Origin of the sequence: Rhizobium glycinendophyticum (assembly GCF_006443685.1) — a bacterium.
Classification (GTDB): Bacteria; Pseudomonadota; Alphaproteobacteria; order Rhizobiales; family Rhizobiaceae; genus Allorhizobium; species Allorhizobium glycinendophyticum.
Window position 1 is genome coordinate 1 of record NZ_VFYP01000011.1, and the last position, 8,089, is coordinate 8,089.

Consider the following 8,089-nt stretch of genomic DNA (forward strand, 5'->3'; position numbering starts at 1 on the left):
TGGCGCAACCAGCCAGCCATCGTGATCAGAGCCGGAAAACTCTAATCACCGGCGGTCCAAAGCTTGGTCTCAGAGCACAGCCCGAGGGGTTCACTCCAAAACACAGTCCAGTTTTTGGGGCTCAGGACAGATTCGCTAAATCTGCTCGTCTTCATCAATATCTCCTCGATCACAAAGCCCAGGAAAATTCTATTTCCGAAGCCCGTTAATTGCCGGGGGGATTTACATTCGCACCATCCTCGCAAGGCACCACTTTCCGGCACTTACGACCGAAAAGGGTTCACGATCTTTTGGTTCATTTCGCTCGTGAGATCCGATGCACTGAACTAAGGTCTTGGACGGACTATCTCGCTCCCGCCGGCTGCTTACCAGTGTATCTGGTAGATTCCTCACATTCCACGCCATACAACTGTCAATCGATGTCTACGCCGCCGCCATAGTAAGACGCGTACGAACTATATTTTCCTGAACCCGGACGCTCCTTTTGGTTTAGAACGATGGCGTATTCTGTGTCAGCGCCGCCCTGTGTCTTTAGCGATTGGATTGCCTTCCTCGCGAGGGTCTGTGATGTGCTTGCCCATTTAACAACGAATACGACTAGATCTGAGTATCGAGCGAGGTACAATGCATCTACCACAGCTGCGATCGGCGGAGTGTCAATGACGATATAGTCGAAGTGGCGCTTTGCCGTGTTAAGTATCTGATTGAATTTGTCCCCCATCAACAGGTCGTCAGTTGCTATGTCGGTCACGCGTGTTCCGAAAATCATCGACAGATCGGACATTGGATCTGTAAGCGCTTGTTTAGATACAGAGGGAGGCAACTCCTGACCTCGCAGAATCTGAGTCAGCCAAGGCGTCGCTGAGACACCGGTTAGCTTGCTGAGACTCGGTTTTCGAAGATCACAATCTATGATCAGAGTCTTGCGACCCGATCGTGCTAGTGTCCGGGCCAGAGCGAGTGCTGTCGTCGACTTTCCTTCATTAGGCTCCGTTGACGTTACCATTATCACGAGACCATTTCGCTCACCATTCACGCTATTCGCGGCGAGCTTTCTTTTCTCGACCAGAACCCGCAAACGTCTTATGCTCTCTGAGAAGACGGAAAGCGGGGCAGAGACGACCAAATCAGCCACCCCAAATTTGACAGATGAGTTCCCTGGAGATTGGCGAGGCACGGTGGTCGCCAACGCACTCCGGAGGACCTGCTCGACCTGTTCTTCAGATGTAAAGCCCCCGACGAAAAGTTCACGGAGGACTGCTGCTGCACCGCCGAGGGCGAGCGCCAAAGCTGCAGCAACAAGGAGCGAGGTTCGCTTGTTTGGGAAGGACGCAGTAGTTGGCTGTGAGGCCGTATTGACAACGCGAGCATCGGCCACCTGCAACTGTGCCTGCGTATCGAGTTCCCTGAGCCTCTGAAGCAGATTTTGGTACTGAGTTCTGGCTATTTCAGAGGACTGCTGCAGCGAATAAATTTGCGTCAGGATCTCTGGCGGCAAGTTGCTCTGCAGCATAGCTGTGCGCATCTCATTGCGGACCGCGTCGCTTCTGTCGTCGTAGGTGGCAACCGTTTGCTGGAGCTTCGTCAGTTCCTGGCCCGCCTGGGCGACGATGTTTTCTTGTATTTTCTGCAGTTCGGCGCGTAGATCTACCGCACGCTGGCTACCTTCGGCGACGGTGGCGAGAGACTTGTTCAGCTCGTCCTGCTTCTTTTGCAGTTCGCGTATGGCGTCTGCTTGAAGATTTGCGGTTAGAGCGCCAACATCGTTGGCGTTAACGCTGAGCTCAACAACCTTAGCAATCCCGCTGACCTTGTCGCGTTCCGACTTAAGTCGTTCCAGCTCGGATCGCAGTTGAGCAATCTTAGGGGATGCGGATTCCTTTTCTATGCGGTCGAGATTTTGAGTGAGGTAGCTATCAAAGCCTCGCTCGCTTTCGATCAGGGAGCTGTTGGCCTGATTGAGTTGGGCCTCGATGCTATTTCGGGAAGACAGCGTCCGCGAGATCTTTGACTGCAACTGTTGGTCAATGTACACCGAACTGATGGCGTTCGCGAGGCGTGCAGCTTTCGCCGGATCACTCGACGTGACGGAGACGCCAATAATATATGTTAGACCTTCACGCCGGACCGACACGGCATTCTGAAATCGGTCGAGTGTCTCTCCCAATAACTCCTCCCCAGATCTAGGAGCGGAAGGCTGCATGTTCAGATAGGCCTTGAGCCAATCGAACCGCGTGGGCCGAACACCGAACTCTGCATCTGCAAGAAGATTTTCCCGCTTGATCACTTCAAGATAAACATTGTCCGATTTTAGGATCGAGACTTCGCTTTCCACGCGAGCATTAGCATCGCTGAGCGAAACGTTGGTCCGTTCGTCCGGCTGAAGCAGATCCTTGTTGGAAAGATCGACCAGTAGCTTGGTGGTTGCAGTATATTTCGGAGTGAGCGTGTAAAGCGCTCCGCCGGCTATGCTGACGGTGAAAACGACAACCGATACTATGAGCCAGAACTGGCGCCGGAGCAGACCGATGATGGACTTAAGGTCGATCTCTTGATCCATGATATGCTCCTGAAAATCTATCGGCTGGCGGATGAGGCGTGTGTATCAGGCCAGTACATTTGTGCAATGCGAATTAAATCGGTTGGTTAATCCGAAAGGAGAACTGTCATGCCATCTTCCTTAATGCGCAAAGCGGCGAGCCGGCCACTTTCGTAGACCTTCAGGTCCAGGTTCACGCGAGACCCTAATCTCACTTCCTTGACGGGTGTATGGCCGTGGATGACGGTGTATTGACCGGAATAGGACTCCCATTCGAATTCGTGCGGCCGGCTCGTCAGCAACACTTCATCGTCCTGGTTATCAAGCGACCGTCGTGGGTCGATGCCAGCATGCGCGAAACAAAAGGCCCCAAGCGTCACCATGGAGGGAAGGTCCCTCAGAAATCCAATATGATCTATAGGAACAAGTGTCTTTATCTGGGTTCGCAGCGGATGGAGGTCGTCGTCCAGATAAACTCCATAGGAGGCGAGCGTTTCATCGCCTCCAAGGCCAAGCCAGTCAGAATGGATCGAAGGCGCATCATAGAAATCGACAAACATTTGGTCGTGATTTCCGGCGAGGCAAATTCGCTGGAAACCTGGAGGAGGGGGCGCGGTAAGATGGTCTAGGACCGCAGAGGAGGACGGTCCACGATCGATATAGTCCCCCAGCATCACGATCAGCTTGTCGCCATCTCTCTCCGCGGCGTCAGCGACAATCTTCTCCTCGAGCCTCAGAAGCTGGTCAAGGCATCCATGGACGTCGCCGACTGCGTAGATGCTTGAGTATTGATTTTCGAGCTGCAAGCGGCGCCTGGGTTTGCGGGGCATTTTGCGATGGCTGGGAAAAAATTGCCTAAAGAAGCTCTTCATGTAGCACTTTTCGACCTTTCTGCTCCTGAAGCAATGCGTCCAGCTGCCGTTCCGATGATAGCTGCAAAGAGCAGGGAGTAGCCCTGGATTTCGAGGCTGAAATCCACAAGCGCGTGGAGGCACGCGATTGTCGCGATGGATAATGAGGTGATCGCGACATAATCAGGAGTGCGACGGGTCCAGTAGACGTGAATCAGGCGCACCAAAAGGCAAAGAAGGATCAACCAGGGAATGGAGCCGAAGATCAGGCCATAATCTGCCCAAAGGCCGAGGTATGAGTTATGGGCCTTCTGCCAGATCAGATCGATGCTGACCGGTTGCTGATGGATGAGCGGGAATGCGAGCTCATAGGATCCTCCTCCGAATCCGGTGAACGAGCGTTTGCTGATCATCTCCCACGTCTGCTGATAAAGCTCTGTACGGATATCCGCATCTCGATCAACCGATCCAAGGCGTTCAAGGGTCAGACCGCCAAAGCCAATAATGAGGACTGGCAAGGCGACGATCGCACCGAGCGCCAGCATCGAAACGCGAAACTTGATCGATCGACCACTTCGTCCTTTGAAAGAGCTGAGTAGGAGGACGAGGACGATCCCGACCAATCCGACAAACAGGCCCATTCGAGATCCGGTCCCATTGAGCACCGCAAGAACAAGCAAAATTGCGGGCAGTTTGAGAAGTACGGCTCTCAAGCGGCCGTAACCTACCCCTTGGTCAAGGTCCCTGACAAGCGACACCACACCCAGAACTGCGCCGCTCGCGAGGAAAGTGGCAAAGGTGTTTCTGTTGACAAAGGCGCCCGTCATGGACCCGAGATAAGCCCATTTCGGGCCGATGACTGTTGCATCTTCGAATTCGTAAAACAGCAGGAATCCGCATGCGGCGTGAAGCGTGATAACCCAGAACAGAATGTCCAGGAACTGTATTGCGCGCTGCTCGTTTCGGGTGAACTGTAGAGCTAGATAGCTGATGATCGCAACGTTCGACCAGGCAATGATGGCAAGGAGGGTTTCTCCAGGCGCGACACTGATCGTGCCACTTTGCGGGAGGTCTGGCACATAGAATAGCTGAAACATCCTCAAAGGCACGATCTGCAGAACTGCGAATGCCAAAAAAGAGATTCCGAGGAGCACTTCGACCTTGAAGCCCGAGAGGGAGGCCGCGGGCTTGGAACGTGTCAGCAATAGCGCAGCCGTGTTCAGGCAGAGAATCGCAGCCAACACCATCAGAACAATGGGCCAAACGAGCGGCCGATTCCCCCCAAGTGCAAAAGGTGTAATCGTCAGCACAACGACGACAGCCCACATCGAAATGCTGTTGATAAGCGGACGTGTCATAATTGCCCCTGCCATGTCTCGCCTGTTTATGTCGCCCCGCGCAATGCCCTTCAGCCGTCAGTTCGAGGCCGCACGTCGCACGTTTGTAATGAACCGCCTCTGATCACGCTCCGGAAGGGTTTCGACTATGTCGGTGATTCTTTCACGAAAGTCAGCGTCCGACAGATATCGTTGCGCAACCGACCTTATGCCGGTCAAGCTCGTGACCATCAGCTCTAGGTCCCTCTCGGCATTGGTCTTGTTGATTTCGGAGAGATTAGTACGTGCTGTCTCGAACAGCTCAACTCTGTGGGCGGCGATCCATTGTTCGTTTGGCCCAGCTGCCTTCGAATAGGCAAGGTATCGGTTCATACCGTCGACGTTATGAAGAATGAACGACGCGCGCGCGGCCAGGACCCACCCGAAAGAGTCTACTGGGGTCTTCGCCGTATACTGAAGCGCCAAGTCCAGACAATTCTTGGCAAGCATCTGACGCTGAGCATCATCGGCTACCGAATACCAAAGTCCGGTCATTCCCTGCATGCAAGCCAGCATCAGACGCTTATGGCCGTAATAGGAGCTTGTTGGCTTAAGGTCACCGTCGCGCAGCGCCTCGGTCGCGCCTATGCTTGCCCCGTCACCATAGGACAAAACAGGCAACTCCTGCGTGAACCCGTAGGCGCCAAGAGCAAGACCGAATATCCCTGCGATCAAGATTACCGGACTTGCCATTGATCAGTCTAGACTTTCATCTCACCAGACGTCGGGCACTGCCGACACAAAAGAAAGAGGGCACGTCTCCATGCCCCCTCCAGAAATTTTAACCTAAGCCTGGCTTAGTCGTTGCTTCCCAGGCGACCACCTTGCGGAGAATTGGTGCCACCCGTAGAAGCCGTCTGGAAGCCTGGGTTCATCACAGCCAGCGCAACCTGCTGAAGACGGGCACGAAGGGCCGGGTCAACGGCAGCAAGCGCCAATGCGTCGACACAGGCCGAAACGCTGGACTTTACCGGCACGCTGGTGCTGGCGCCAACCTGCTGACCGAGCGCCACCACAGCCTGGGTAATCAGCTGATCGTTCAACGTTCCAGAAAGCTTGGCTTCGTTGAGGAATGCGTCGACAGCACCGGTACCGGCGTTCGGCATCGTGCACGAAGCGACGACACCGGGGATACCTGCGGACTGCGCATGTGCGGCGAATGGCATAACTGAAGCCGCGACAGCGGCGAATAGTGCGATTTTCTTCATGGCGTCACTCCTTACCTAGCATTTCTTCTAGCAAAGGCTTTCTTCCTTCGCAAGTGCACATGTGAAAAAAAGCTTAATCAATATGCTTAACAGATGGTTCCGTTGCAGTGTGTACTTCGGCCAGAGATTTCGATCTTTGCTTGTGCTCTTCAGAAAAACGACGATCGATACAATTTTAGTCGAAGGTTTAAATCAGTCTCAGGACGTCCTGTTTATGTTGGTCTCATCGACGAACAACGCCGACGAAAAACAAAAAAAGAAATCGAACAGGGAATACCGAGATGATCAAGAAAGCATTGGTAGCACTGACTACAATCCTTGTCGTCGGCGCAGGATCCGTCACACAATCATATGCCTTCCAACCCGGCGGTTTCGCAAGGCAGCTCGAATGGGGAAGGACCCGCACCGCATCGCCGGCGCCGTTGCAGATGCAGCTTTTCTGCCTGCAGAACCCTCAGGACTGCAAGGCCTCGAAGTCGAAGCTCGTCTCCTATACCCCTCGCGTGCAAAAACTGCTCCACATGGTCAACGCCTCGGTGAACGCATCGATCATTCCTCGGAACGAGAAGATCGATGTCTGGAGCATCAATCCGCGCTACGGCGACTGCGACGATTATGTGATGACCAAGCGTCACCGCTTGATCAAAGCCGGCATCCCTGCCTCCGCTCTTCGCGTCGCAATGGTGCGTACACGTTGGGGTGAGGGGCACGCGGTTCTGCTGGTCAAGACCGATGCTGGCGAATACGTTCTCGATAATCTCAAGAAGACCGTCGTGCAGCGCAAGCGCACCGCCTACAGCTATGTCAGTGTCTCCGGCTCCAACGCACTTGCCTGGAACTGACCCAGCGACCTGAAAACCTGTGAGAGCACCTGCCAGCAGCGGGTGCTCTCGACTTTGTGAAATCGTGTCATCCCCATTGCCATCATTTTTTCCGGCCGGTCGTTCAAATGCGACCCAAGGAATTAACCTGTTTTACACGGCTATAAGAGACCATGTGTATTTAAGGAGTATTGGAGATGACCCCTAGATTCAAAGCCTATGCGGGCGCGTTCGTATTGTCCGGTATGTGCTGGGCTCTTTTGATCACCGTGACTGCGGGTGTCATCCGGTCCATTGAGGGGGTCACAGACCCGGTGACCACGGCGAGCGTCGAAAAAGATGAGCCGAACTCGTCATCAAGACTTCAGAATTGATGCCGCTGTTCTCTGATCCTTCGGGAGGGTCTCATCACATTGCTTCGTACCGAATTCCAAGCGCAGCCGTTCAGCATTCTTTGGAACCGAGACCTCGTAGGCGACCTGCTCTTGGTGGCCATGGGCGACGAAAGGTGAGCTAAACACCCCTGTCACAAGCTTTTTTCGGCCGTCGAACACAAGCCCGAAAAGGCAGACAGTGTCATCGTCGGCAGGATCGTCATTCGTCAGATCGACCAGGATTCGATATCTGTCCTTGCCAAGCGGATTGGCGTAGACGTTAAAGCTCTGAGGGCGCTTCCAGTCCCACTTTCCTTTCAGAAGCAGGCAGGGCTTGGCCTGCGCTTTACAACTCGAGATCGAGGCGACCTGCCAGACATAATTCTGGGCCCCGAGCGTCGGGGCGATCGCTGAGGGATCGCTGGCCAGTAGACCCATCGCAATTGCGAGTTCTTTCAACGGCGTCGTCATTCGCTGTTCGTCTCCAGTCGTCGAGCCTGTCCATTGCAGCTGATTCGATGCTCACAAGCTAAAATCGAACTACCGCAGCCCCCTTGCAAGGGGCATCTGGTCGACAAGCTGCTGTTCCGGTTGCAAATGTTTCGATACCCGCGCGTGATTTACCGGACCGGGACTGTGCTGTTTATATGTGTGGCGCTCAAAGCGATTGGCGTTTGTCCAAGTCCATCGTGCCGTTCGTTACAATGCTCCCGGATACTCCAGGCGATCCTGCTTCATCGCGGCCAGCTGTTCGCTGCGATCCTATGACATAACCGAGCTCGGTGGAGAATTGCTGCTCTCCTCGAAGTTATAAGCTGACATCATCTTCATAGAAGTGATGCCAGAATCGCCTTCAGTTCCTGTTCGATCGACGGACGGATGTCCGGGCGCTCGATGGCAAAGGCGACATTGGCGAGGAT

Annotated in this window: 8 protein-coding genes; 2 read left to right on the plus strand and 6 right to left on the minus strand. The window is 54.1% G+C overall.

Translation table 11 applies throughout. The features are described from left to right. The coding region (locus FJQ55_RS23575; RefSeq protein WP_208758270.1) for a hypothetical protein at nt 1–209 on the plus strand (209 nt) is incomplete at its 5' end. A 203-nt stretch (nt 210–412) separates the two neighbouring features. Here FJQ55_RS23575 and FJQ55_RS23195 read toward each other — a convergent pair. The 5 genes from FJQ55_RS23195 to FJQ55_RS23215 form a co-directional block, all read right to left on the minus strand. Beyond that, nucleotides 413–2,560, minus strand: a complete 2,148-nt coding sequence (locus FJQ55_RS23195; protein ID WP_140832569.1) for a GumC family protein — start codon at nt 2,558–2,560, stop codon at nt 413–415. Between the two features lie 86 nt (nt 2,561–2,646). Then, complete coding sequence (locus FJQ55_RS23200; RefSeq protein ID WP_140832572.1) at nt 2,647–3,411, minus strand: metallophosphoesterase; 765 nt, start codon at nt 3,409–3,411, stop codon at nt 2,647–2,649. Continuing rightward, the gene (locus FJQ55_RS23205; protein WP_161597031.1) at nt 3,408–4,748 is read right to left on the minus strand and encodes an O-antigen ligase family protein; all 1,341 of its coding nucleotides are present in this window, start codon (nt 4,746–4,748) and stop codon (nt 3,408–3,410) included. Before FJQ55_RS23205 ends, FJQ55_RS23200 begins: the two co-directional genes overlap by 4 nt. A gap of 57 nt (nt 4,749–4,805) precedes the next feature. Next, nucleotides 4,806–5,459, minus strand: a complete 654-nt coding sequence (locus FJQ55_RS23210) for a hypothetical protein (RefSeq protein ID WP_140832578.1) — start codon at nt 5,457–5,459, stop codon at nt 4,806–4,808. Between the two features lie 104 nt (nt 5,460–5,563). Next, on the minus strand, nt 5,564–5,974 hold the full coding sequence (locus FJQ55_RS23215; protein WP_140832582.1) for a hypothetical protein: 411 nt from the start codon (nt 5,972–5,974) through the stop codon (nt 5,564–5,566). A gap of 281 nt (nt 5,975–6,255) precedes the next feature. On the opposite strand from FJQ55_RS23215, the gene FJQ55_RS23220 reads away from it, so the two are divergent. Next, nucleotides 6,256–6,816 (plus strand): transglutaminase-like cysteine peptidase, encoded by a 561-nt coding sequence (locus tag FJQ55_RS23220; protein ID WP_140832586.1) that lies wholly within the window; start codon nt 6,256–6,258, stop codon nt 6,814–6,816. Between the two features lie 335 nt (nt 6,817–7,151). Here FJQ55_RS23220 and FJQ55_RS23225 read toward each other — a convergent pair whose 3' ends face one another. After that, the gene (locus FJQ55_RS23225) at nt 7,152–7,640 is read right to left on the minus strand and encodes a hypothetical protein (protein WP_140832590.1); all 489 of its coding nucleotides are present in this window, start codon (nt 7,638–7,640) and stop codon (nt 7,152–7,154) included. Nucleotides 7,641–8,089 lie beyond the last annotated feature (449 nt).